Raw genomic sequence first — 23,596 nt, forward strand, 5'->3', positions numbered from 1 at the left:
CTGCGGACCCCGGCGCGATGTCCACCCTATGCTGGCCGCCTTGCAAGCGCCCGTACTCATGAGCAAACAAGTTTCCATTACCCGCCGGCTGGAATTCGATTCCGGCCACCGCATCCCGAACCACTGCGGCCAGTGCCGCAACATCCACGGCCACCGCTATCGCCTGGACCTGACGCTGTCGGGCGAGGTGCTGCATCGTGAAGGCGCGTCGGACGACGGCATGATCCTCGATTTCGGCGATATCAAGTCGCTGGCGCAGGAGCATCTGGTGTCCAGGTGGGACCATGCATTCCTGATCTATCGCGGCGACACGGCGCTGCTGAACTTCCTGCAATCGATGGAAGAGCACAAGACCGTGGTGCTGGACGCGATCCCGACCGTCGAAAACCTGGCGCAGATCGCCTTCGACATGCTGGCGCCCGTGTTCAAGGACTGCTTCGGCCACCATCTGCAGCTGACTCGCCTGGTCCTGTTCGAAACCCCCAACTGCTGGGCCGAGGTCACCGCCACGGCAGCGCTGCCGGCGCAGGACTGACGCGGCCATGACGGACCCCCGCACGGCGCAGGAAATGGCGCGCGACGAGCGCTATATGCGCGCCGCCATGGACGAGGCGCGCCTGGCCGAGGCCGCCGGCGAGGTGCCGGTCGGCGCGGTGGTGGTATGGAACGATGCCATCATCGCGCGCGGGCACAACCTGCCGATCACGTCGATGGATCCGTCGGCCCATGCCGAGATGCAGGCCATGCGAGCGGCCGCGCAGGTGCTGGGCAATTACCGCATGCCCGAGTGCGAACTCTACGTGACGCTGGAACCGTGCGCGATGTGCAGCGGCGCCATCCTCCACGCGCGCCTGCGCCACGTGGTGTTCGGCGCGGCGGACCCGAAGACCGGCGCGGCCGGCAGCGTGGTGAACCTGTTCGAGCAGGCGCAACTCAATCACCAGACCACCATCACGGGCGGCGTGCTCGCGGCCGATTGCGGGCAGATGCTGAAGGACTTCTTCGGTGCCCGCCGCCGCGCGCAGAAGGCGGCGCAGCTCGCCGCACGAACCCTATCCGATTCCGATCAACCCTGACCAAGCCCAGCCCGCATGAGCACGCCGAGCATCCAGCCGCATACCGAAGTCCGCCTCATCGCGTCGTCCGGCTACCCGCACGATGTCGCCATTGCGGCGCGCGGCTGTGCCTGGCTCAAGGCGCACGGCTACCACATGACCAACCCCGACGTGCTGGCCCGGCGCTACCTGCGCTTTGGCGGCACGGATGCCGAGCGGCTGGCGGACCTGCATGCGATCGGTACCGGCGCTCCGCACGAGCTGACACTGGCCGTGCGTGGCGGCTACGGCATCGCGCGGCTGCTGGAACGGCTCGATTTCGCGCGGATCGCCGAGCAGGCGCGCGCGAGCGGTACCCCCATCGTCGGCCACAGCGATTTCACGGCGTTCCAGCTCGCCTACCTGGCTGCCACTGGCGGCGTGACGTTTGCGGGCCCGATGCTGCTGGCGGATTTCGGGGTCGATACCGTCGATGCGTTCATGTGGGAGCACTTCGAAGGCATCCTGCGCGATCCGGCGTACACGGTGACGGTGCCGGCCCCGCAGGACGGCGGGCAGCCGTTCTCGGGCTCGGTCGCCGGCACGCTGTGGGGCGGCAACCTGGCCATGCTGTGCAGCCTCCTGGGCACGCCGTTCATGCCGCAGGTAGAAGGCGGCATCCTGTTCCTGGAAGACATCAACGAGCCGCCGTACCGCGTGGAGCGCATGCTGTTGCAACTGCAGCAGGCCGGCGTGCTGGGCGCGCAGCGCGCCATCATCCTTGGCGATTTCTCCAACTACCGCGTGACGGACTACGACAACGGCTATGACATGGATGCGGTGGTCGCCTATCTGCGCGACCGGTTGCAGGTGCCGGTGCTGACCGGCCTGCCGTTCGGCCATTGCGCGCGCAAGCTGACCCTGCCGGTTGGCGCCCCGGCGCAGCTCAGCGCAAGTGCGGAAGGCTTCACGCTGGCCATGTCGGGTTACCCGGTGCTTCCCGCGCGGCCCTGAGAACGCTTCGACACACGCCACCGGGTCGCCGGAAAGGCCTGTGGATGGTAAAATAACCGGTTATTTCCCCATTTGCTGCCGGGTTCTCCCATGAACCGGGGCGCATCGCATTCGGCGGCGCTGCCCCGTTCCGGCAAGCCTGGCGCATTGGCGCCATACCCCGTTTCCAGACAAGGTTCCAGACGTGCTTTCTACCGCAAACATCACCATGCAGTTCGGCCCCAAGCCGTTGTTCGAGAATATCTCGGTCAAGTTCGGCGAGGGCAACCGCTACGGCCTGATCGGCGCGAACGGCTGCGGCAAGTCCACCTTCATGAAGATCCTGGGTGGCGACCTCGAATCGTCGTCCGGCAACGTCATGCTGGAGCCGGGCATCCGCCTGGGCAAGCTGCGCCAGGACCAATTCGCCTATGAAGACATGCGCGTGCTGGACGTGGTGATGATGGGCCACACCGAAATGTGGGCCGCGGCGCAGGAGCGTGACGCGATCTACGCGAATCCGGAAGCCACCGACGAAGACTACATGAAGGCCGCCGAGCTGGAGGCCAAGTACGCCGAGTACGACGGCTACACCGCCGAGGCACGCGCCGGCGAACTGCTGCTGGGCGTAGGCATCCCCACCAGCCAGCACCAGGGCCCGATGAGTGACGTCGCGCCGGGCTGGAAGCTGCGCGTGCTGCTGGCGCAGGCACTGTTCTCGAACCCGGACGTGCTGCTGCTGGACGAACCGACCAACAACCTGGACATCAATACGATCCGCTGGCTGGAGACCGTGCTCAACGAGCGCAACTCCACCATGATCATCATCTCGCACGATCGCCACTTCCTGAACTCCGTGTGCACGCACATGGCCGATATGGATTACGGCACGCTCAAGGTCTACCCGGGCAACTACGACGAATACATGGAAGCGTCGATGCAGGCCCGCGAGCGCCAGATGGCCGCCAACGCGCGCGCCAAGGAGCGCATCAGCGAACTGCAGGACTTCGTGCGCCGCTTCTCGGCCAACAAGTCCAAGGCACGCCAGGCCACCTCGCGCGCCAAGCAGATCGAGAAGATCAAGGTCGAGGACATCAAGCCGTCGTCGCGCCAGAACCCGTTCATCCGCTTCGAGTTCGAGAAGAAGCTGCACAACCTGGCCGTCGAGGTGGAAGGCATCACCAAGACCTACGACCGCAAGATCATCAACAACCTGTCGATGGCGATCCAGGCTGGCGAGCGCGTGGCGATCATCGGCGAGAACGGCGCGGGCAAGACCACGCTGCTGCGCAGCCTGCTGAACGGCGCGGTGCAGACCGGCGTGCAGCGCGGCGTGGAGGTGGATCGCGGCACGGTCAAGTGGGCCGAGAACGCCAACGTGGGCTACATGCCGCAGGACACTTACGAGGAGTTCCCCACGGACCGCGACGTGATGGACTGGATGAGCCAGTGGACGCAGGCCGGCGATGACGAGACCTCGCTGCGCGGCACGCTGGGCCGCCTGCTGTTCTCGGCGGACGACATCAAGAAGAACGTCAAGGTGCTGTCCGGCGGCGAAAAAGGCCGCATGATCTGGGGCAAGCTGATGCTGGGCCGCCATAACGTACTGGCGCTGGACGAGCCGACCAACCACATGGACATGGAGTCGATCGAATCGATGCAGATCGCGCTGGACAAGTTCCAGGGCACGCTGATCTTCGTGTCGCACGACCGCGAGTTCGTGAGCGGCCTGGCCACGCGGGTGATTGAAGTGCGTACCGATGGCACGCTGACGGATTACCTGGGCACGTATGACGAGTACCTGCAGTCGCAGGGGATCGACGGCTAAGCGCCCCGAAGCGCCCCTAAGCGCCCGAAACCATGACAACGCAAAGGCCGCCTTCGGGCGGCCTTTGCGTTGATTGCGGAAGGTTTTGCTTCAGCCGCCTTTGTCCATCCCGATCATCTCGACGAGCTCATCGAGCTGCCCGGTGATGGCTTGCGCGGTGATCTCCCCCTTGGCCTTGAGAAGTGCCGCATGCAACGGCTCGCGCAGGGCGATCAACGACGGGAGGTCCGTGGCCTTTTCCACCTTGACCTGCATGACGTAGCCGCGCAGGCCAAGGTGCTGGCCGACAATGTCGGTATAGAAGTGGTACAGACGCTGGTAGGCCCGGATATCCGCCTCGGAGTGGGGCGTGTCGGCGGACGCTGGGGCCTGCGCTGTCACCGGCGCCTGGCTCCCGGACCGTGGCGCATCCACGCGGCGCATGGCATACAGCGAGAAGAGATTGCTGTCCTCGGTGGCCGGTGCCGCCTGTGGCGGGGTGGGCAGCGTCCGGGCAACTTCCTGCACGGTCTCGACCAGGGCCATTTGCACCAGCTGGTTTAGCGACGCCTGCCCCACGCCCATGCCGTCAAGCTGCGAGAGCAGTTCCTCTTCGCGCCGCTCGCCATTGACGATCAGCAGCAGGGCGCGCAGCTTGTGATCGAGCTTGCGCGCGCGCGTCTTGATCTCGTCAAGGCCGGCTTCGGTCTTGCGGTAAATGGGGTTGACCACGTCTCGCTCCCTGTTATGTATCGGCCGCCCTCGCGAGAACCCTCGGGGCCGGCCGATTATCGCCATTTGTGTCCTGGCGTTTGCGCGGCGCAAAAAAACGCCCGCCGCAATCCGCTCTACAATGTGCGTGCACCATAAAAGTAACAAAAAATTTGCAACCGCTGATTGACCAATCTGACAACTGTGGCCATGCAACAACGAGACAAACTCTTCATTAACGGCAAGTGGGTCAGCCCGCACGGCACCGGGCTGATCGACGTGATCCACTCCACCACCGAAGCGGTCATGGGCCGCATCCCCGAAGGCAGCGCACGCGACGCGGAAGACGCGATCCAGGCTGCCCGTGCCGCGTTTGACGGCTGGGCCAGCACACCCCCGGCAGTACGCGCCGACTATATCCGCAAGATCGCCGAAGGCCTGAAGGCACGGACCGAGGAACTGGCCCAACTGATCGCGGGCGAGGTCGGCATGCCGATCAAGCTGGCGCGCGCGATCCAGGTAGGCGGCCCTGTCTACAACTGGGGCCAGGCCGCGAAGCTGCTGGAGGACTTTGATTTCGAGGAGGAGGTGGGTAATTCGCTGGTCGTGCGCGAGCCGGTCGGCGTGGTGGCGGCGATCACGCCGTGGAACTACCCGCTCAACCAGATCACGCTGAAGGTGGCGCCCGCGCTGGCGGCCGGTTGCACGGTCGTGCTCAAGCCGTCGGAAGTGGCGCCGCTGAATGCATTCGTGCTGGCAGAGGTGATCGAGGCAGCCGGCCTGCCGCCGGGCGTGTTCAACCTGGTGACGGGTTATGGCCCGGTGGTTGGCGAGGTACTGGCCAGCCATCCCGAGGTCGACATGGTGTCGTTCACGGGCTCCACCCGGGCCGGCAAGCGCGTGTCGGAACTGGCTTCGCAGACCGTCAAGCGCGTGGCGCTGGAACTGGGCGGCAAGTCCGCCTCGGTGGTCCTGGACGATGCGGACCTGGCCGCGGCGGTCAAGGGCACCATCAATGCCTGCTTCCTGAACTCCGGGCAGACCTGCTCGGCGCATACCCGCATGCTGGTGCCGCGCAACCGCTATGACGAAGTGAAGGCGATTGCCGCAAAGGTGGTCGAAGGCTTTACCGTCGGCGACCCGCTGCAGGAAACCACCAGGCTCGGGCCGCTGATTTCCGCCGTGCAGAAGGACCGCGTGACCGGCTATATCCGCCGCGGCCTGGAAGAAGGGGCAGAGTTGGTGGCGGGCGGACCGGAGACCCCGGCCGGACTCGGCAAGGGTTTCTTCGTCAAGCCGACGGTGCTGGGCAATGTCGAGCCGCGCGCCACCGTGGCGCAGGAAGAGATCTTCGGACCGGTGCTTTCCATCATCTGCTACGACACGGAGGAAGAGGCCGTGCGTATCGCCAACGACAGCATCTACGGCCTCGGTGGCGGTGTATGGGGCGGCGACGAGGCGCGTGCGATCCGCGTGGCGCGGCGCATCCGTACCGGCCAGGTCGATATCAACGGCGGCCCGTTCAATATGCAGGCGCCGTTTGGCGGCTACAAGCAATCCGGCAACGGGCGCGAGGCCGGCAAATATGGGCTTGAGGAATTCCTCGAGTACAAGTCCCTGCAATTCAAGAAGCCGGCCTGAGTGCCCCCTGCGGGCGTTCCGGCACAAGGCCCCGCATGGCAGCATGCGGGGCTTTTTGGCTTTTTATTTGAGCCCATTCGTGGCGATAATTGCCGCCAGACAAAAATCTTCAGGGGGAGATGACAGATGCGCTGGTTCGGACGGCTGGCCTGGCTGGTGGCGGTGCTGTTACTGGTTTCCGTGGCAGCGCTGGCGGGCGGCTATATCTGGTATCGACAGGCGTCGCAGCCGCAGTCCGCGGGCACCCTGGCGCTGCCGGGGCTGCAGGGGCGCGTCACCATCGTGCGCGACCGCAACTCGGTGCCGCACATCCAGGCCGCCTCGCGGCTGGACGCATACTACGCGCTGGGCTTCGTGCATGCGCAGGACCGCCTGTGGCAGATGCAGATGAACAAGCGCGTCGTGGCCGGCCGGCTCGCCGAGATCCTCGGGCCCAAGGCGCTCGATACCGACCGTTTCCTGCGCACGCTGGGCGTGCGCCGCAATGCCGAGGCCATCTTCGCGCAGCTCGAACCCGACACGCGCGCCGCCTTGCAGGCGTACGCGGCCGGCGTGAATGCCTATATCGACCAGCGCAAGGGCCCGCTGCCGCCGGAGTTCGTGATCCTGCAGACGCGCCCCGAACACTGGGAGCCCGCCGATACCCTTGGCTGGCAGACCATGATGGCCTGGGACCTGGGTGGCAACTGGACCCAGGAAACCCTGCGCATGGCGCTGTCGCAGGTCTTGCCCACCGCGCGCATCAGCGAGCTGCTGGCACCGTATCCGGGAGAGCGGCCCGTGCGGACGCTCGATTACGGCAACCTGTACCGCCACCTGGCCCCGCTGGCCTCCGCGCTGGCCCGCGTGGGCGAGATGGCGCCGGCCAGCTATGTCGAAGGGATGGGGTCGAACAACTGGGTCGTGTCCGGTGCGCACACGCAGTCGGGCAAGCCCATGCTGGCCAATGACCCGCACCTGGGTTTGCAGGCGCCCGCGCTTTGGTACCTGGCCCGTCTGCAGGCACCGGGACTGGACGTGGCCGGCGCCACGCTGCCGGGTGCGCCCGTGGTCGTGCTGGGCCATAACGCGCGCATCGCCTGGGGTTTCACCAATACCGCGCCGGATGTGCAGGACCTGTTCCTCGAACGCCTGCAGCCGGGCAGCACCGATAACTACCAGACGCCGGACGGCTGGGCGGCATTCGTGACGCGTACCGAGACCATCCATGTCAATGGCGCGGCCGATGTCACGCTGACCGTGCGCGAAACGCGCCATGGTCCGGTCATCTCCGATGTGTCCGAGCCCGTCGCCAATGCCGCGGCGCCGCTGGGCGCCCGTTACGTCGTGGCGTTCCAGTGGACGGCGCTGCGCCCCGACGACCGCACCTTCCAGGCCGGGCTGAAGATCAACCTGGCCACCGACTGGGCCAGTTTCACGCAGGCGCTGCGCGATTTCCACGCGCCGCAGCAGAACATCGTCTATGCCGACGTGGACGGCAATATCGGATTCATCGCGCCCGGGCGTATTCCTCTGCGCCGCGCCGACAACGATCTCAAGGGCCTGGCGCCGGCCCCGGGCTGGGATGCGCGCTATGACTGGAAGGGCTTCATCCCGTTCGAGCACCTGCCGCGCGCCTACAACCCGCCCAACGGCATTATCGTCACCGCGAACCAGCGTATCGTGGGGCCCGACTATCCCTACTTCATCACGAGCGAATGGACCGTGCCGTATCGCTACCAGCGCATCCGCGCGCTGCTTGATGCCGTGCCGCGCCACACGTTCGAGTCATTCGGCGCGATCCAGAAAGACGTGGTGTCGCTGTCGATGCGCGATTTTCTGCCGCTGCTGCTGGCCTCGCCCGTTGCGAATGACGCCACCCGGCCACAGCGCGAACGCGAGCTGTTCGATGCGCTGCGCAAGTGGGACGGCACCATGGACGCCGCGGCACCGGAGCCGCTCGTGGTCTCCGCCTGGCTGCGCGAGCTGTCGCGCCGGCTGTTCGAGGACAAGGTCGGCGAGGCGCTGTTCGTGCGCATGTGGGAGCAGCGCAATGTGCAGCAGCCCATGCTGAATATCCTGCGCAATGCCGCCGGCCCCGGCTCGCTGGGCAGTTTCTGGTGCGACAAGTCCGGTACGACGGAGCATGAGTCCTGTGACGATGCCGTCGCGGACGCGTGGACGCTCGCGCTTGCCGACCTGTCGCGGCGCTATGGCGACAATCCTGGCAAATGGCGCTGGGGCAAGGCGCATACGGCCCGCTCGGAGCACAAGCCGTTCGGCAAGCAGCCGTACCTGTCGGGTCTGTTCAACCTGCGCGTGCCGACCGGGGGGGACACCTACACGGTCAATGCCGGGCGCAACAACCCGCGCGACGAACAGGCCCCGTTCGAAAGCACGCACGCCGCAAGCCTGCGCGCGCTCTATGACCTGGCCGAGCTGGAGGCGTCGCGCTTCATGGACTCGACCGGGCAGTCGGGCAACCCGGTGTCGCCGAACTACCGCGACTGGACGGGCAAGTGGGCGGCCGTCGAGTACATTACGCTCGCGCGGCGACGCGAGCCTGCGCGCGAGCCGTTCGACACGCTGGTGCTCGAGCCTGCAACGGCGAGGTAAGGGGTAAGAGGCCAGTCGCGGCAAGCAGCCGGGTGATCGGACGTCCTCAAGCGAATGGCGGTACCATGGCGGGCCATCCCATCGGCAGGAGCCGTGCATGGCAACGTCCACCCCTTCGCGTACCACCCACATCATCCAGCACGTCGCCTTTGAACACGGCGGCGTGGTTGCCGAAGCGCTGCGCGCGCGCGGCCACGCCCTGCAGGTGTTCCAGGCGGGCGTGGATGACCTGCGGCCCATCGCCGACAATCCGCCCGACCTGCTGCTGGTGCTGGGCGGCCCGATCGGCGTTTACGAGACCGAAGCCTATCCGTGGCTCGAGGAGGAAATCGCGCTGATTCGCACGCGCCTTGCCGCTGGCGGCAAGGTGATCGGGGTTTGCCTCGGGGCGCAACTGATTGCACGGGCCTGCGGCGCGCGCGTTTATCCGGGGACCCGCGAAATCGGCTGGGCGCCGATCGTTCCGACGGCGCGCGGCCGTGATTCGGCGCTGGCGGAGCTGGCCGCGGCCAACTGGGAAGTCCTGCACTGGCACGGCGACACCTTCGATCTGCCTGACGGTGCGGAGTTGCTGGCCTCGACGGCTGCGGTACCTCACCAGGCGTACGCCATCGGCAAGCAGGTCCTGGCCCTGCAGTTCCATCCCGAGGTGCTGCCGCGCGATATCGAGGCCTGGCTGATCGGGCACACGGTGGAACTGGGCAAGTCGGGCATCGATCCGCGCACCATCCGTGCGCGTACCGCGGAAGTCGGCGAGTCCGTCGCGGCGGCCGGCCGGCGCATGTTTGCCCGCTGGCTGGATGAGGCCGGCCTGTGATGCCGCCGGACGCGCCCACGTTGCGCGGCGTCTCGGTCGATACGGTCCTGGTCGGCCAGGTTCGCCCGTTCGGCCCGAAGGGCGTGCCAAGCGGCATCGACAAGCGGCCGCTGGCCGGATCGGTGCCGGTGACGGTACTCGGCCTGTCTGGGGATGGCCAGGGTGACCCCAAGCATCATGGCGGCCCGGAAAAGGCGCTCCATCACTACGCGTATGACCATTACCCCGCCTGGCGGGCCGAGCTTGCGGGCGTGGCCGCGCAGGCCGGTTCGGTTCTGTCGGCGCCGGGCGCCTTTGGCGAGAACCTGAGCACCACCGGGCTGATCGAGGCGGATGTCTGCGTTGGCGACCGCTTCCGTCTTGGCTCCGCGCTGGTGGAGGTGTCGCAGGCGCGCCAGCCGTGCTGGAAGCTGAACCATCGCTTCGGCTACGCGGGCATGTCGCGCGCCGTGCAGCAGAGCCTGCGCACGGGCTGGTACTACCGCGTGCTGGAGGAGGGCGAAGTGCGCGCGGGCGATGGGCTGACGCTGGCCAGCCGTCCGTATCCGGCGTGGAGCCTGGCGCGTTTGCTGCGCGTGCTCTATGTGGATCGCCTGGACTACGCGGCGCTGGCCGAGATGTCCGAACTGCCGCCGCTGGCCGAGAGCTGGCGCAAGCTGGCCCGCCAGCGCGTGGCGAAACACGAAGTCGAAGACATGGAAAAGCGCCTGGCCGGCGGCTGAAGCGGCCCGCCGGGCTCAGCCCTGGCGGAAGCGCCGGGCTGTGCCCTCGCGGGTGATGCGCTCCCAGATCACCTGTTTTTCCTCGTCGCTCAGGAACACCCAGTTGCTGACTTCCGCCGCGGTGCGTCCGCAGCCCTGGCAGATTTCGTCGAACAGCGTCGAGCAGATGCCGATGCAGGGGCTGTCGGGGCGGTCAGCCAGTCCGGTGGCGTCGGACTGGACGGCGGACAGGGCGGAATCGGAGGGGGAAGACGACATGCAGAAGTGGAAAGGGCTCGCAGTCGGGCATTATAAACGGGCTGCCCCGGCGTCCCGGGTTTCGTGAACGGCCCGAGTGGCGGTGATTGCCGCCGAGCGGGCATGGAATCATGCCGATTACCTCGGAGGTCGTTGAGCCGCCGCGCCGTGCCCGGTACGCTGCATTGCGTCGACCTTCGATAGGAGCCAGCGATGCGTGAAGCCTTCAACCAAGCCGTTGCAGTTCCCGCCATGACACACCCGCGCATGCGGCAGATGGTGGAGGAGATCCTGATGGGCTCTCCCGTCGCGCGGGCACTGGGCGTGCAGCTCGATGTGCTGAAGCCGGAGCATGTCGAGCTGGCGTTGCCATACAGCCCGGAAAACGTCACCCTCGGCAACACCGTCCATGGCGGCGTGATCGCGACGCTGATCGATATTGCGGGAGCCGCCGCCGCGGCCTCCGGCGCCGACCCGGAGCAGGTCAAGGGCGGGGCGACCGGCTCGCTCACCGTCCAGTACCTGGCCCCGGCAAATGGCGCCAGCCTGCGCGCGGTTGCAAGCGTGGTGCGGCGTAGCCGCCGGCAGGTGATCAGCGATGTCGAGGTGTACGCCGAGGAATCGGACGCCGGCACCCTGGTGGCGAAGGCGCTGATGAGCAGCACGCTGTTCGGGTGACGGCCGTGAGGCGGCAGGGCGGAAAACCAGGGCTGGTGGAACCCGTCATCGGCGACTGGCAGGTCGGCATGTGCTCCAGAACCGCTTCCACAGCTTGCGTTGATGGTCCCGATCGTCGGCCACGCGGGCTGCCAGGAAGCCGCGTGCGTAGCTCGCCCCATCCGAAGCCTTGCGATGATGCTGCTGCAGATGGTCCAGCAAGCGATCCGCCACCGCCATGTCGTTGCCCCATCCCAGGTCATCCTGCAATGTCGCCAGCACGCGCCGATATGGCTCCAGACGCTTGGGTTTGAAGAGATCAGCAAAGAACTCGGCCGCGTAGCGAAGTTTCTTTGCCGCGATCCGGGCGCGGTGGCGCTGATGCGCATCCAGCTTGTGAAGGCCTCGCCCACGGCGCATGAGCTTGCGATGACGCTTGTGCAGGATCCGATCGGCGAAGCCGCCGACATGTCGCCCAAGCCGTCTGCGTGTCTCGCCGGACGCATCGCGCCAGGGAGGCGTCGTGACCCAGTGACCCAGTGCAAGGGCGACGTGTGCATAGCGGGGCGATTGCACCGCGGCCGTTGCCTTGGCGAGGCGGGCCTTCGCGACCTCCGCCGCAGCCGCCTGGGCTTCCGCCATCTTGCCGCGCTTGTCCTTGCCCGCGTCAACCTGCGGCAGCGTCGAATGCGCCAGCACATGCCAGTCCCGGGATTCACCGAGTTCGCCGGCAATCCACTTCACTTCATCGGCGAGCGCCTCCGGCATTGTGACCACATCGTCGAACATATCGAGCGCGGAACGCAGGCGGCGCAGGCCCACCCGCATCTGATGCACGCCCTCGGGCAAATGCCCGGTGGCTACGAGGGGTGCGTTGGCATGTACCTGATCCAGGCAGTTCTGCAAAATTTTGCAGACGGCTGCTTCCACAGTGTCTTTCGTCCTCAACGCAATGGGCTGGGCCTTGACTGCCGGGCGAGTGTCCGATGCCAGCAAGTCGTAGCCGCGGTCGCTCTTGCTCTGCATGCTCAGGGACATCGGTATCCTGTCGATAAATTGCAGCCCGATTTCGGTAAGGCGCCGCGGATCGCCGTGCTTGAGTTCCAGTTCAAGCTCTGAGAAGGAGCTTGCCTGCTCTGCCGCTGTGACTTGCCCGCTGTCCAGTGCGACCTCTATTTCCTCGCCGCTCGCCAGTTTCAGCGTCCACAGTTTCCGTGTGACCATGCTTCGGAAAACCGGGACCAGATGATCTGATAGCGAACCTTGCTTGAGGACACAAAAGAGTGGAGAAGACTTTGGCACCGCAGCACGCAAGGCCTCGAGATCTGGCCGCGCCTCTTTCAGCACGGACTCGTATTCTTCGCGCTCGAAGCGTCCGCCGCGCTGCTCGCCGGACGACTTGAGGGTCTGGACGAGCTGGTCGCCGTTCCTGCGGACACGCAAGGCGGCTCCGTTTCGCCACAAGAGGAAGTCCGGGGTGTCGAAGTATTCGCTTTCAAGTGCCTGCTGCGGTTGCGAATCCTGCTCCACGTCCGGAAGAGCGGGCAGGTTGCGCATGGCGAAGTCCTGACCTGCCGCCAGTTCGAATTTCAGTTCCTTCTCCATGGTGTTGCTCCTTGGGCACGGCGCACTATCAGGCATGTGGGTCGCCGCCCGGTTCTTGCAACGGATTGCCGGATCTGCGCATGACTGCAGCGAGAGCCGATGCTTCGGGCATTTAAATTGGCGATGATCCAGTACCTGTGCAAAAGGCGTGCCGCCACTTGGCGGCCGGCGCTTATCCGGCCAGAAGGCGGTGCCATGCGCAAGTGTGCTGGAGTCGCGGAAGCAAAAAATCGAGCAGGTTGTAAAGTTAGGCGGTAGCAGGATCCTGTCATCCCTAACTGCTGTGAACGCGGTACCCGGCAAGGAGAATCGTGATGGCTCAAAGATTCGACGCGATCATCATCGGCACCGGGCAAGCCGGCCCCGCACTGGCCGCGCGGCTGGCCGGCGCGGGCATGAAACTGGCCGTCATCGAGCGCGCGCGCTTTGGCGGCACCTGCGTGAACACCGGTTGCATTCCCACCAAAACCCTCATCGCGAGCGCGTACGCCGCCCAACTGGCGCGGCGGGCTGCCGAGTACGGTGTGACGATTGGCGGGGCGGTCGCGGTCGACATGAAGCGGGTTAAGGCACGCATGGACGAAATCTCCGGCCGGTCCAGAAACGGTGTGGAGCAGTGGATGCGTGGGCTGGAAAACGCTACGGTCTATCAGGGGCACGCCCGCTTCGAGAGCGCGCACGCCGTGAGGGTCAACGGCGAGCTGCTGGAAGGCGACCAGATCTTTGTGAACGTCGGTGGCCGGGCCCTGGTCCCGCCGATGCCCGGGCTGGATCAGGTACCGTACCTGACCAACTCGGGCATGATGGAGGTGGATTACCTGCCGGAGCACCTGATCGTGATTGGCGGCAGCTACATCGGCCTGGAGTTTGGCCAGATGTACAGGCGCTTCGGGGCCAGGGTGACCATCGTCGAAAAAGGCCCGCGCCTGATCCAGCGCGAAGACGAGGATGTCTCGCAAGCGGTGCGGGAGATCCTGGAAGGCGAGGGCATGGAAATCCGGCTCGATGCCAACTGCCTGAGCGCGCGCAGGGCTGGCGACCATATTGCCGTGGGTCTGGATTGCGCCGCCGGCGCGCCCGAGGTCCATGGCTCGCACCTGCTGCTGGCGGTCGGGCGCGTGCCCAACACGGACGATCTGGGGCTCGACAAGGCCGGGGTCGAGACCGATGCGCGCGGCTATATCAAGGTGGACGAGCAGTTGCGCACCAATGTCCCCGGCATCTGGGCGCTAGGCGATTGCAACGGCCGCGGCGCCTTCACGCACACGTCGTACAACGATTACGAGATCGTCGCAGGCAACCTTCTCGATAACGACCCGCGCACGGTGGCCGACCGTATCGCAGCCTATGCCATGTTCATCGACCCGCCGCTCGGCCGCGCCGGCATGACCGAGCTGGAGGCGCGGCAATCCGGACGCCGGGTACTGGTCGGCACTCGCCCGATGAGCCGAGTCGGGCGGGCCGTGGAAAGAGGCGAGAGCCAGGGCTTCATGAAGGTGGTGGTCGACGCCGACACCCGGATGATCCTGGGCGCCGCGATCCTCGGCCTCACCGGCGACGAGGTGATTCATTCGCTGCTCGACATCATGTATGCCCGGGCCCCCTATACGACCATCAGCCGCGCGATGCACATCCATCCGACGGTGTCCGAGCTGGTACCGACGCTACTGCAGGAGTTGCGGGAGCAGGTCTAGCGGAATCTCACTTGACCATGGGCGTTGATGCCTGCTTACTCGGGGTACCGCCTGCCTCGTATCTGGCGACTGCAAGGTCGAGGGTGAAGAACATCCTTTCGTGCGTCAGTGTCTCCCCAAGCCGGGAGCGCTGGACCATTTCCAGTACATCCGGGTTCAGGCCGACCAGCCATAGCAGGACGCCGCCTTCTTCGCGCAAGCGCCGTTCCGAGTCGATCAGCATATGCAGGGCGGTGTACTCGAGGTCCGAGACGCCCGCCAGGTCCAGCGCCAGTACGCGTGGACGGGATTCGGCGACCAGGGCGCGCAGCTTGTGCCCGACGCGCCGCGCATTCGCAAAGTAGATCCGCCCTTCGGGGCGCAGCATGAGCAGGCCCGGCAGCGTCTCGTCGTCGGGGTGCTTGTCGGAACGCGGTCGAAACACGTTGGTCCCCGGCTTGCGGACCAATACGTACACGGGCGGGTCGGAGGTCTGGTAGGCCAGGGCCAGCATGGACGCGATGATGGCCACGACGATACCCTGCAGCGTGCCAAGCGCGACGACGCCGGCCATGGCGATCAGCGCCCAGCTGAATTCCGTGCGCCGCACATGCAGGACCGTGCGGAAATCCGCGGGCTTGATCAGCGTGACCGAATAGACGATGACCACCGCGGCCAGGGTGGCTTCAGGCATCAACCCCACCCATGGCGCGAGCACAAGCATCGTACCCAGCGAAGCCAGCGCGGTGACCAGGCCAGCGAGCTGCGTGCGCGCGCCGGCCATCTGGTTGACCGCGGTCTGCGTCGTCCCGCCACCGGCGGCCATGGCACCGACCAGGGCGCCTGCGAGATTCGCCAGGCCTGTCGCCATCAGTTCCCGGTTCGCCGCGGGAGGCGGCTCCCCGCTTTGCGCGAACGCGCGGCCGGCGGCAATGCTCTCGGTAAAGCTCATCAGCGCCACGCCAAGCGCGCCGGGCCATAGCTGCTGCATCATGTCCGCGTCCGGCAGGGTCAGCGGCGGCAGTCCGGTCGGTACCTTGCCGACGATCGCTACGCCCAAGGCAGGAAGGTTGAGCAGCGCAACGCCGGCAATACCCACGGCCACGGCGATCAGCGGGGCCGGCGCGCGCGGTACCCAGTGTTCCATGGCCAGCAGGATCGCGACCATCGCTATGCCCACGGCGGCGGTCGTCAGCGAGGCATGCGGAATGCCCTCGACGATGCCCAGCAGATTATGGGCGAAGGACCCCTTCTGGAAATGGATGCCGAGCAGCTTCGGGATCTGGTCGACCACGATGACAATGCCGATCCCCGCCTTGAAGCCGATCAGCACCGGCTCGGAGATGAAGTCGGCGACGAAGCCAAGCCGAAGCAGACGCGCGGCGACAAGCATGACGCCGACCAGGAACGTCATGGTTGCCGATGCCGTCATCAGTGTCGATGTGCCGGGGTTTGGGCCCAGGCTGGCGAAGGAGGCCGCGACCAGGATCGCCAGCGTCGTGGTCGTGCTGACGCTGAGAGTGCGCGAACTGCCGAGCAGCGCATAGACCAGCATCGGAACGAAAGCCGTGTAGAGACCGACCTGGACGGGCAGACCTGCGATCGTGGCATAGGCCAATGCCTTGGGAATGACCACGGCGGCGACGGTCAGGCCCGCGATCACGTCTGGCGTCGCCCATTCCTTGTGGTAGCCGTGCAGCCAGCGGGGCAGGAGCATGGAAAGGGTGGGGCCTGTCTTTTCCGTCCTCTCGGGCATGGTGATCCCCCCTGAGACATGGTGACTTGCGTTGCGAATGCGCGTTTGCAGTGTGGCGGCCGGGATTCGGAGAGTCAATTCCCCGTGCATATCGGCGACCGTGGCACGCATCCAGGAATCTCCCGCATGCTTGTGAAGCCAGGGCAGGGGGCTCGCCTGATCTGCACGCTCCATTAACGCAATTAACCGACAGGCAGCAACACCCCAAAAAAAAGCGCGCCGGAATTTCCGGCGCGCCGATCTGCTGCCATGACTGTAGCGCTGGCAACCTTCTGAAACCTGGGGAACCTGCGTCCCCAGGTTTCAGTACTTCCACATGATCTGCTGCAGTTGCTTGCTGTCGTTGGTCTTGGTCAGCGCCAGGGCCGTCAGGATGCGTGCCTTCTGCGGCAACTGGTCGTCGGTGACCACCCAGTCGTACTTGTCGTCCGGCTGCTCGGCGTTGCGGACCACGATGCCGCTGCCGGTGCGCGAGGCGCGCACGATCTGCACGCCCTTGGCGCGAGCGGCCTTCAGCGGCTCGACCATGTAGTCGCCGACACTGCCATTGCCGGTGGCGGCATAGACGATGGCCTTGGCGCCATTCTTCACGGCGGCATCGATGCTGCCCGGGTTCACGTTGCCGTAGGCATAGACCACGGCCACTTCAGGCAGCTTGTCGATCTTGTCGATGTCGAACTCGGTCTGCATGGTGTGCGGGCGGGCAGGGAGCCGGTAGAACAGCGTGCGGCCTTCCACCACATAGCCAAGCGGGCCGAACGGCGAGCGGAACGTCTCGGTCTTGAAGGTGTTGCTCTTGGTCACGTCGCGGCCGGTGTGGATCTCGTCATTCAGCACCGCCAGCGTGCCTTTGCCCCGCGACGCGGGGTTGGATGCCACCAGCACGGCGTCATACAGGTTCAGCGCGCCGTCCGCGCCCAGCGCCGTACCCGGACGCATCGAGCCGACCACCACCACGGGCTTGTCGCTCTTGAGCGTCAGGTTCAGGAAATAGGCCGTTTCCTCGATGGTGTCGGTGCCGTGGGTGATGACGATACCGTCCACGTCAGGCTGCTTGAGCAGTTCGGAGACACGCTTGCCCAGCTTCAGCAGCCGCTCGTTGTTGAAGCTCTCCGAGCCGATCTGGAAGATCTGCTCGCCCTTAACGTTGGCGACCTTCGAGATCTCGGGCACCGAGGCGATGATCTTGTCGACCGGCACCACGGCGGATTGGTAGGCCGCCGTGTTGGTGGCCGAAGCGCCGGCGCCGGCAATGGTGCCGCCCGTCCCGATGATGACGATATTGGCCTTGCGGGCCTCTGCCTGGGCCGCGGCGGGCGCAGCCGAAGGCTGTGCGGACGGAGCGAGTTGGGCGTGGGCGGTGCCGGTGATCAGGCTGGCAGCGAACAGCGCGGCGGCCAGCTTCGTGGTGCGGGCAAGACGTTTCATGATTCTCCTCGGTGGCGGATCGGCATGGCGCGCCTTTTGGGCAGGACGCCGCCGTCCATATTCGGTCGGTGGCTGCCGGGCAGGACCTGGATTTCAGGGCCGGTGCCGACAGCGGCTGCAACTATAAGGGAGGAGAAATTGCCGCGGGAGTGGACTTGGCAGGGTTATGCAAAATCGGCATGATCCTGCCGAATTGATAACTCAAATGACATATAGATCGAGATACTCATGCACGGGCATCTGTTCGAGCCGTGCCTGGTCCAGGGACACGCGCAGGATCTCATGCTGTTGGCGTGGCGGAAACCGGCGGGCCAGATTGGTCCTGAACTTCTCGACCAGCAAGGGCGTGCCTTCATCGCGGCGACGCCTGTGGCCAAGCGGATATTCCACCAGCACTTCAGGCAGCACCGTGCCGTCGTCCAGTTCCACTGTCAGCTCGTTGGCGATCGCGCGCTTGTCCGGATCGTGATAATCCGCGGTCAGCGCGGGGTCTTCCACACAGGTGATCCGGGCGCGCAAGGCGTCGATGCGAGGGTCCGCTGCCACATCATCCTCGTAGTCCTCGGCGGTCAGCCGGCCGAACAGCAGGGGTATGGCCACCATGTACTGGACGCAGTGGTCGCGGTCGGCGGGGTTGTCCAGTGGACCCTTCTTGTCGATGATGCGCACGCAGGCTTCATGCGTGCGGATGGTCACGGCCCGGATCTCGGCCGCCGACTTGCCCATCGCGGCAAGCTGATGATGCAGTGACATGGCTGCTTCCACCGCTGTCTGCGCATGGAATTCCGCCGGATAGGCGACCTTGAACAGCACGTTTTCCATCACGTACGAGCCATAGGGTCGCTGGAAACGGAACGGCTGCCCCTTGAAGAGCACGTCGTAGAAGCCCCAGGTCTTCGCCGTCAGCGCCGAGGGATAGCCCATCTCGCCGGTCCTGGCCATCAGCGCCAGGCGCACGGCGCGGCTGGTGGCATCGCCCGCGGCCCAGCTCTTGCGGCTGCCGGTATTGGGCGCATGGCGGTAGGTGCGCAGGCTTTGTCCATCCACCCACGCGAGCGACAGGGCGTTGATGATCTCGTCATACGACAGGCCGAGCATCTGCGCGACCACGGCCGTGGACGCTACCTTGACCAGCACCACATGGTCCAGCCCGACCTTGTTGAACGCGTTCTCCAGCGCGATGCAGCCCTGGATCTCATGGGCCTTGATCATGGCCGTGAGCACGTCCTTCATGAACAGCGGCTTGCGGCCAGCGGCCAGGTTAGTGCGGGAGAGCCAGTCGGCCGTGGCGAGGATGCCGCCGAGGTTGTCGGAAGGGTGTCCCCATTCCGCGGCGAGCCAGGTGTCGTTGAAGTCCAGCCACCGGATCATCGCGCCGATATTGAAGGCGGCCTGGACGGGGTCGAGCTGGAACTGCGTGCCCGGTACCCTGGCTCCGTTGGGAACGATGGTGCCGGGCACGACCGGGCCTAGCAACTTGGTGCAGGCCGGATAGGAGAGGGCCTCCAGCCCGCAGCCCAGCGTGTCGATCAGGCACAGCCGGGCGGTGTCATAGGCCAGCGGGCTCCTGACCTTGTATTGCGTCACGTAGTCGGCAATATCGACCAGGACCTGGTCCGGGTCGGGACGTGCGGTGGACTCCATGTTGGCCCTCCGGCGAAACAGGGGCGAGACCGGGACCGGGCCCGGTCTCCAGACGTCAGAACGCGTCGCCCGGCACGCGCACCCAGCCTTCCATCAGCACACGTGCGCTGCGGCTCATGATGGCCTTGGTGACGGTCCAGTCGCCATTGGACTGGCTGGCTTCGGCGCCAACGCGCAGGGTGCCCGACGGATGGCCGAAGCGAACCGCATTGCGTTCGCCACCGCCCGCGGCCAGGTTGACCAGGGTGCCCGGAATGGCGGCGGCCGTGCCGATGGCCACGGCTGCCGTGCCCATCATCGCATGGTGCAGCTTGCCCATCGACAGCGCGCGCACCAGCAGGTCCACGTCACCGGCGCCGACCGGCTTGCCACTGGACGCGACATAGTCCTTCGGCTTCGCGACAAACGCGACCTTGGGCGTGTGCTGGCGCTTGGCGGCCTCATCGACGTTCTTGATCAGGCCCATGCGCACGGCGCCGTAGGCACGGATGGTCTCGAACATCGCCAGCGCCTTCGGGTCGCCGTTGATGGCTTCCTGCAGTTCGGTGCCGGTATAGCCGATGGCTTCCGCGTTGACGAAGATGGTCGGGATGCCGGCATTGATCATGGTCGCCTTGAACGTGCCGACGCCCGGCACTTCGAGGTCGTCGACCAGGTTGCCAGTCGGGAACATCGCGCCGCCGCCGTCGCCTTCCTCCTCGGCGGCAGGGTCCATGAACTCGAGCTGCACTTCGGCGGCGGGGAAGGTCACGCCGTCGAGTTCGAAGTCGCCGGTCTCCTGCACTTCACCGTTGGTAATGGGCACGTGGGCGATGATGGTCTTGCCGATATTCGCCTGCCAGATGCGCACGACAGCCGTGCCGTCCTGCGGGATGCGCGACGCATCGACGAGGCCGCCGCTGATCGCGAACGGGCCGACCGCTGCCGACAGGTTGCCGCAGTTGCCGCTCCAGTCGACGAAGGGCTGGTCGATCGAGACCTGGCCGAACAAATAGTCGACGTCGTGGTCGGGGCGGCTGCTCTTCGCGACGATCACGGTCTTGCTCGTGCTCGACGTGGCGGCACCCATGCCGTCGATCTGCTTGCCGTATGGGTCGGGGCTGCCGATCACGCGCATCAGCAGCGCATCGCGTGCCTTGCCCGGGACCTGGGCGGTCTCGGGCAGGTCCTGCAGGCGGAAGAACACGCCCTTGCTGGTGCCACCGCGGATATAGGTGGCGGGAATCTTGATCTGGGGTACGTGGGCCATGGAAGTCTTTGTCCTGGTCAAACTGCAGCGGGCGGTACGTTGCCGCACCGCCCGCTCATCTCGCTACCTTAGGCAGCCGCTTTCGCGGATTCAAGGAAGTCCTGCGCGAAGCGCTGCAGCACGCCGCCGGCTTCGTAGATCGACACTTCCTCGTCGCTGTCCAGGCGGCAGGTCACGGGCACTTCGACGCGTTCGCCGTTCTTGCGGTGGATCACCAGCGTCAGGTCGGCGCGCGGCTTGCGCTCGCCGCTCACGTCGTAGGTCTCGGTGCCGTCCAGGCCCAGCGTCAGGCGGTTCACGCCCGGCTTGAACTCCAGCGGCAGCACGCCCATGCCGATCAGGTTGGTGCGGTGGATGCGCTCGAAGCCTTCGGCGACGATCACTTCCACGCCCGCCAGGCGCACGCCCTTGGCTGCCCAGTCACGCGACGAGCCCTGGCCGTAGTCGGCACCCGCGACGATGATCAGCGGCTGCTTGCGGTCCATGTAGGTCTCGATCGCTTCCCACATGCGCACGACCTTGCCTTCCGGCTCGACGCGCGCCAGCGAACCCTTCTTGACCTGGCCATCGACCACGGCCATCTCGTTGATCAGCGTCGGGTTGGCGAAGGTGGCGCGCTGCGCGGTCAGGTGATCGCCGCGGTGGGTTGCGTAGGAGTTGAAGTCCTCCTCCGGCAGGCCCATCTTGGCCAGGTACTCACCCGCGGCACTGTTGGCCAGGATCGCGTTCGACGGCGACAGGTGGTCGGTGGTGATGTTGTCGCCGAGCACCGCCAGCGGACGCAGGCCCTTTAGCATGCGCTCGCCGGCCAGAGCGCCTTCCCAGTACGGCGGACGGCGGATGTAGGTGCTCTGCGCGCGCCAGTCGTACAGCGGGCTGATCTGCTCGCCGCTGGCCGCGGTAATCGCGAACATCGGCTCGTAGACCTTGCGGAACTGCTCGGGCTTCACCGCCTTGGCAACGATCGCGTCGATCTCTTCGTCGGTCGGCCAGATGTCCTTCAGGTACACTGGCTTGCCGTCCTTGTCCGTGCCCAGCACGTCGCGCTCGATGTCGAAGCGCATGGTGCCGGCGATGGCGTAGGCGACCACCAGCGGCGGCGAGGCCAGGAAGGCCTGCTTGGCATACGGGTGGATGCGGCCATCGAAGTTGCGGTTGCCCGACAGCACGGCGGTGGCGTACAGGTCGCGGTCGATGATTTCCTGCTGGATCTTCGGATCGAGCGCACCCGACATGCCGTTGCAGGTCGTGCAGGCGAAGGCGACGATGCCAAAGCCCAGCGCTTCCAGGTCCGGCAGCAGCTTCGATTCCTCCAGGTACAGCTCAACGGCCTTCGATCCCGGGGCCAGCGACGACTTGACCCACGGCTTGCGGGTCAGGCCCTTCGCATTGGCATTGCGTGCCAGCAGGGCGGCGGCAATCACGTTGCGCGGGTTGCTGGTGTTGGTGCAGCTGGTGATGGCGGCGATGATCACGGCGCCGTCAGGCATCAGGCCTTCGGCTTCCTGCGCCAGTGCCTTGTCCAGGTCGACGGCGATGCCGCGCTCGGCCAGCGCCGAGGTCGGCAGGCGCTTGTGCGGGTTGGACGGGCCGGCCATGTTGCGCACCACGCTCGACAGGTCGAACTTCAGCACGCGCTCATATTCGGCGTTCTTGAGCGAGTCGGCCCACAGGCCGGCGGTCTTCGCATAGGTCTCGACCAGCTTGACCTGCTCGTCCTCGCGGCCGGTCAGGCGCAGGTAGTCCAGCGTCTGGTCGTCGATGAAGAACATCGCGGCCGTGGCGCCATATTCCGGGGCCATGTTGGAAATCGTTGCGCGGTCGCCGAGCGTCAGGCTCGAGGCACCTTCGCCGCGGAATTCCAGGTAGGCTCCGACGACCTTTTCCTTGCGCAGGAATTCAGTCAGGGCCAGCACGATGTCGGTGGCGGTGATGCCGGGCTGGCGCTTGCCGGTCAGCTCGACGCCGACGATATCGGGCAGGCGCATCCACGAGGCGCGGCCCAGCATGACGTTCTCGGCTTCCAGGCCGCCCACGCCGATGGCGATCACGCCCAGCGCGTCGACGTGCGGCGTGTGGCTGTCGGTGCCCACGCAGGTATCGGGATAAGCCACGCCCTTGTCAGCGTGGATCACGGGCGACATCTTCTCCAGGTTGATCTGGTGCATGATGCCGTTGCCCGGGGGGATCACGTCGACGTTCTGGAAGGCCTTCTTGGTCCAGTTGATGAAGTCGAAGCGGTCTTCGTTGCGACGGTCCTCGATGGCGCGGTTCTTGGCGAAGGCGTCGGGGTCGAAGCCGCCACATTCCACGGCCAGCGAGTGGTCGACGATCAGCTGCACCGGCACCACGGGGTTGACCTTGGCGGGGTCGCCGCCCTGGTCGGCAATCGCGTCGCGCAGGCCGGCCAGGTCCACCAGCGCGGTCTGGCCCAGGATGTCATGGCATACCACGCGCGCCGGGAACCACGGGAAATCCAGCTCGCGCTTGCGCTCGATGAGCTGTTTCAGCGAATCGGTCAGCGTGGCCGGGTCACAGCGGCGCACGAGGTTCTCGGCCAGCACGCGCGACGTGTAGGGCAGCTTGTCATAGGCACCCGGCTGGATTGCCTCGACGGCTTCGCGCGCATCGAAGAAATCCAGCTTGGTGCCCGGCAGTGGTTTGCGGTGTGCAGTGTTCATGGCGTGGGGAGGAATACGGGGTCAAGCACAGGAACTGTGGAACAGGGCGCAATGCGCCCCGTTCCACGTTCCCCAGTCAGCGCGGTGTGATCAGCGCTTCTCGATCGGCACGAACTCCAGGTTCTCAGGACCAGTGTAGTTGGCGCTCGGGCGGATGATCTTGTTGTCGATGCGCTGCTCGATGATGTGCGCGGCCCAGCCGGAGGTACGCGCGATCACGAACAGCGGCGTGAACATCGCGGTCGGCACGCCCATCATGTGATAGCTCACGGCGCTGAACCAATCCAGGTTCGGGAACATCTTCTTGATGTCCCACATCACCGTTTCCAGGCGCTCGGCGATGTCG

General features: G+C 65.9%; 19 protein-coding genes. 10 read left to right on the forward strand and 9 right to left on the reverse strand.

Translation table 11 applies throughout. The annotated features are described in order from the left end of the window. The first annotated feature begins 58 nt into the window (after positions 1–58). The 4 genes from AC3FNH_RS14240 to AC3FNH_RS14255 all read left to right on the forward strand — a co-directional run bounded on the left by AC3FNH_RS14240 (position 59) and on the right by AC3FNH_RS14255 (position 3,855). A complete protein-coding gene (locus tag AC3FNH_RS14240; protein ID WP_276100402.1) occupies positions 59–535 on the forward strand; it encodes a 6-pyruvoyl trahydropterin synthase family protein in 477 nt (158 codons plus the stop codon). A gap of 7 nt (positions 536–542) precedes the next feature. Further along, on the forward strand, positions 543–1,076 hold the full coding sequence (tadA, locus tag AC3FNH_RS14245; protein WP_276100403.1) for a tRNA adenosine(34) deaminase TadA: 534 nt from the start codon (positions 543–545) through the stop codon (positions 1,074–1,076). Between the two features lie 15 nt (positions 1,077–1,091). Further along, positions 1,092–2,048, forward strand: a complete 957-nt coding sequence (gene ldcA, locus AC3FNH_RS14250) for a muramoyltetrapeptide carboxypeptidase (protein ID WP_488720488.1) — start codon at positions 1,092–1,094, stop codon at positions 2,046–2,048. 184 nt (positions 2,049–2,232) lie between these two features. Continuing rightward, positions 2,233–3,855, forward strand: coding sequence for an ABC-F family ATPase (locus tag AC3FNH_RS14255; protein ID WP_276100405.1), 1,623 nt, complete (start codon positions 2,233–2,235; stop codon positions 3,853–3,855). Between the two features lie 90 nt (positions 3,856–3,945). Here the strand turns inward: AC3FNH_RS14255 and AC3FNH_RS14260 are convergent, their stop codons facing one another. Beyond that, positions 3,946–4,566: a hypothetical protein gene (locus AC3FNH_RS14260; RefSeq protein WP_488720489.1), complete on the reverse strand. Its 621-nt coding sequence runs from the start codon at positions 4,564–4,566 to the stop codon at positions 3,946–3,948. Between the two features lie 189 nt (positions 4,567–4,755). Between AC3FNH_RS14260 and AC3FNH_RS14265 the strand changes: the two genes are divergently transcribed. From AC3FNH_RS14265 to AC3FNH_RS14280, 4 genes are all read left to right on the forward strand, one after another. Beyond that, complete coding sequence (locus tag AC3FNH_RS14265; RefSeq protein ID WP_488720490.1) at positions 4,756–6,186, forward strand: aldehyde dehydrogenase family protein; 1,431 nt, start codon at positions 4,756–4,758, stop codon at positions 6,184–6,186. Between the two features lie 126 nt (positions 6,187–6,312). Further along, positions 6,313–8,781, forward strand: a complete 2,469-nt coding sequence (locus AC3FNH_RS14270; RefSeq protein ID WP_488720491.1) for a penicillin acylase family protein — start codon at positions 6,313–6,315, stop codon at positions 8,779–8,781. A gap of 97 nt (positions 8,782–8,878) precedes the next feature. After that, a complete protein-coding gene (locus AC3FNH_RS14275; RefSeq protein ID WP_488720492.1) occupies positions 8,879–9,598 on the forward strand; it encodes a glutamine amidotransferase in 720 nt (239 codons plus the stop codon). Continuing rightward, entirely contained in the window at positions 9,598–10,320 is a 723-nt protein-coding gene (locus AC3FNH_RS14280) for an MOSC domain-containing protein (protein WP_488720504.1), read from the forward strand. The genes AC3FNH_RS14275 and AC3FNH_RS14280 overlap by 1 nt, the downstream gene beginning before the upstream one ends. Positions 10,321–10,335: 15 nt before the next feature. Here the strand turns inward: AC3FNH_RS14280 and AC3FNH_RS14285 are convergent, their stop codons facing one another. Continuing rightward, a complete protein-coding gene (locus AC3FNH_RS14285) occupies positions 10,336–10,578 on the reverse strand; it encodes a DUF1289 domain-containing protein (protein WP_276100413.1) in 243 nt (80 codons plus the stop codon). Between the two features lie 192 nt (positions 10,579–10,770). Between AC3FNH_RS14285 and AC3FNH_RS14290 the strand changes: the two genes are divergently transcribed. After that, positions 10,771–11,235 (forward strand): PaaI family thioesterase, encoded by a 465-nt coding sequence (locus tag AC3FNH_RS14290; protein ID WP_488720493.1) that lies wholly within the window; start codon positions 10,771–10,773, stop codon positions 11,233–11,235. Between the two features lie 45 nt (positions 11,236–11,280). On the opposite strand, the gene AC3FNH_RS14295 is transcribed toward AC3FNH_RS14290, so the two are convergent. Continuing rightward, entirely contained in the window at positions 11,281–12,819 is a 1,539-nt protein-coding gene (locus AC3FNH_RS14295) for a CYTH and CHAD domain-containing protein (protein ID WP_488720494.1), read from the reverse strand. Positions 12,820–13,133: 314 nt separating this feature from the next. Between AC3FNH_RS14295 and AC3FNH_RS14300 the strand changes: the two genes are divergently transcribed. Further along, positions 13,134–14,513 carry an FAD-containing oxidoreductase gene (locus AC3FNH_RS14300; protein WP_488720495.1) on the forward strand — a complete coding sequence of 460 codons (1,380 nt, stop codon included), beginning with the start codon at positions 13,134–13,136 and terminating at the stop codon, positions 14,511–14,513. A 7-nt stretch (positions 14,514–14,520) separates the two neighbouring features. Here AC3FNH_RS14300 and AC3FNH_RS14305 read toward each other — a convergent pair whose 3' ends face one another. From AC3FNH_RS14305 to AC3FNH_RS14330, 6 genes are all read right to left on the reverse strand, one after another. Next, the gene (locus AC3FNH_RS14305) at positions 14,521–16,209 is read right to left on the reverse strand and encodes a SulP family inorganic anion transporter (protein ID WP_488720496.1); all 1,689 of its coding nucleotides are present in this window, start codon (positions 16,207–16,209) and stop codon (positions 14,521–14,523) included. A 342-nt stretch (positions 16,210–16,551) separates the two neighbouring features. After that, entirely contained in the window at positions 16,552–17,676 is a 1,125-nt protein-coding gene (locus tag AC3FNH_RS14310) for an asparaginase (RefSeq protein ID WP_276100418.1), read from the reverse strand. A gap of 201 nt (positions 17,677–17,877) precedes the next feature. Then, a complete protein-coding gene (locus tag AC3FNH_RS14315) occupies positions 17,878–19,320 on the reverse strand; it encodes a bifunctional 2-methylcitrate dehydratase/aconitate hydratase (RefSeq protein ID WP_488720497.1) in 1,443 nt (480 codons plus the stop codon). Positions 19,321–19,375: 55 nt separating this feature from the next. Then, a complete protein-coding gene (gene prpF / locus AC3FNH_RS14320; RefSeq protein WP_488720498.1) occupies positions 19,376–20,569 on the reverse strand; it encodes a 2-methylaconitate cis-trans isomerase PrpF in 1,194 nt (397 codons plus the stop codon). A 68-nt stretch (positions 20,570–20,637) separates the two neighbouring features. Further along, a complete protein-coding gene (gene acnD, locus AC3FNH_RS14325) occupies positions 20,638–23,250 on the reverse strand; it encodes a Fe/S-dependent 2-methylisocitrate dehydratase AcnD (protein WP_276100421.1) in 2,613 nt (870 codons plus the stop codon). A 90-nt stretch (positions 23,251–23,340) separates the two neighbouring features. Beyond that, on the reverse strand, positions 23,341–23,596 hold a 256-nt coding region (locus tag AC3FNH_RS14330; RefSeq protein ID WP_488720499.1), incomplete at its 5' end, for a citrate/2-methylcitrate synthase.

It is taken from the genome of Cupriavidus sp. 22TCCZM01-5 (assembly GCF_057798915.1).

Bases quoted from the DNA above. Each gene is read 5' to 3' on its own strand.
- AC3FNH_RS14240 (WP_276100402.1), top strand. From the start codon at position 59: ATGAGCAAACAAGTTTCCATTACCCGCCGGCTGGAATTCGATTCCGGC.
- tadA (WP_276100403.1), top strand. From the start codon at position 543: ATGACGGACCCCCGCACGGCGCAGGAAATGGCGCGCGACGAGCGCTAT.
- ldcA (WP_488720488.1), top strand. From the start codon at position 1,092: ATGAGCACGCCGAGCATCCAGCCGCATACCGAAGTCCGCCTCATCGCG.
- AC3FNH_RS14265 (WP_488720490.1), top strand. From the start codon at position 4,756: ATGCAACAACGAGACAAACTCTTCATTAACGGCAAGTGGGTCAGCCCG.
- AC3FNH_RS14270 (WP_488720491.1), top strand. From the start codon at position 6,313: ATGCGCTGGTTCGGACGGCTGGCCTGGCTGGTGGCGGTGCTGTTACTG.
- AC3FNH_RS14275 (WP_488720492.1), top strand. From the start codon at position 8,879: ATGGCAACGTCCACCCCTTCGCGTACCACCCACATCATCCAGCACGTC.
- AC3FNH_RS14280 (WP_488720504.1), top strand. From the start codon at position 9,598: ATGCCGCCGGACGCGCCCACGTTGCGCGGCGTCTCGGTCGATACGGTC.
- AC3FNH_RS14285 (WP_276100413.1), bottom strand. From the start codon at position 10,578: ATGTCGTCTTCCCCCTCCGATTCCGCCCTGTCCGCCGTCCAGTCCGAC.
- AC3FNH_RS14290 (WP_488720493.1), top strand. From the start codon at position 10,771: ATGCGTGAAGCCTTCAACCAAGCCGTTGCAGTTCCCGCCATGACACAC.
- AC3FNH_RS14295 (WP_488720494.1), bottom strand. From the start codon at position 12,819: ATGGAGAAGGAACTGAAATTCGAACTGGCGGCAGGTCAGGACTTCGCC.
- AC3FNH_RS14300 (WP_488720495.1), top strand. From the start codon at position 13,134: ATGGCTCAAAGATTCGACGCGATCATCATCGGCACCGGGCAAGCCGGC.
- AC3FNH_RS14305 (WP_488720496.1), bottom strand. From the start codon at position 16,209: ATGCTCCTGCCCCGCTGGCTGCACGGCTACCACAAGGAATGGGCGACG.
- AC3FNH_RS14310 (WP_276100418.1), bottom strand. From the start codon at position 17,676: ATGAAACGTCTTGCCCGCACCACGAAGCTGGCCGCCGCGCTGTTCGCT.
- AC3FNH_RS14315 (WP_488720497.1), bottom strand. From the start codon at position 19,320: ATGGAGTCCACCGCACGTCCCGACCCGGACCAGGTCCTGGTCGATATT.
- prpF (WP_488720498.1), bottom strand. From the start codon at position 20,569: ATGGCCCACGTACCCCAGATCAAGATTCCCGCCACCTATATCCGCGGT.
- acnD (WP_276100421.1), bottom strand. From the start codon at position 23,250: ATGAACACTGCACACCGCAAACCACTGCCGGGCACCAAGCTGGATTTC.